At 31.5% G+C, this 937-nt stretch carries 1 protein-coding gene; it reads right to left on the reverse strand.

What is annotated here, in order from left to right; translation table 11 throughout:
• Positions 1–313: 313 nt before the first annotated feature.
• Positions 314–937: hypothetical protein (locus KA878_RS13620; protein ID WP_210142209.1), on the reverse strand; the 624-nt coding region annotated here is incomplete at its 5' end.

Here is a 937-nt window from a genome sequence, read left to right on the forward strand (position 1 = left end):
GTCTTTTTTTATTTAAGCATTTGTATTATCTGGTAAACAGTTAAAACTACTAAAACACCAAGTACATACTTACTTGTTATAAAATTCTCAAAGGCTTCTCTGAATTTCATTTCTTCAACTCCTTTTATTGCTTTATTCCAATTTCCTTATTGGTCGGAACCTACAGGGCTTTATGTGTTGTTGAGTTGGTACTTTCTTGGGATTAATCCCAATTCAAGTCCAACCAACTCGCTAACAAGTTAGCTAACACATAGCCCATTCCAACCAATAAGTTTTCTCGGCATAAATGATCGGATATCTTATATTCATCTCTTTATCTTTCAAAACCTCGGTCAAAACCTTTATTTTTATCCATTGCATGCATTTGCTTAAGCTCTTGTTGGAATAACATTCGTTCTAGCTTTTTATCCTTTTCTTTAAAGAAATTTTTATCATTTTCATCTGTCGTCATTAGTGTTCTTGCAATTTTCTTCTTGTTGCTTTGCATGTGACTATCAATTTTATCTATCACTTTATGATAAATATTTTCTCCTACACATGTTTTAACAGCGCCAAACAATTCATTCGCAAATGCAACTACTCTTTTTTTATCACTTAACTTTTGTTTAGTTTCTTCATGAGCTTCACGTTCTGCTTTTATAATTTCATTTTGCTTATTAATTGCTCTAGCCTTTTTATTAATTTCTGCTTGCTGCTGTTTTATCTTTTCTTGATATTGCGGCACTTTTAAATCATTTTTCAATTCGTAATATGCTTTACCAATCTTCTGACCAACTTTCGCTTGCTTATCAATTTTATCTAACAACTCTTTTGAAACAATCACATTATCCGTTGTATAGCGTTCTTCACTAAAAAGACTAGGCTTTTTATATTCATACTCATATTCAACGTTTATAGGCGTTTTAAGGACATCTATAAGTTTTTGGTACTCTCGTTC

Source organism: Staphylococcus sp. GDY8P57P (genome assembly GCF_017892585.1).
Lineage (GTDB): Bacteria > Bacillota > Bacilli > Staphylococcales > Staphylococcaceae > Staphylococcus > Staphylococcus borealis.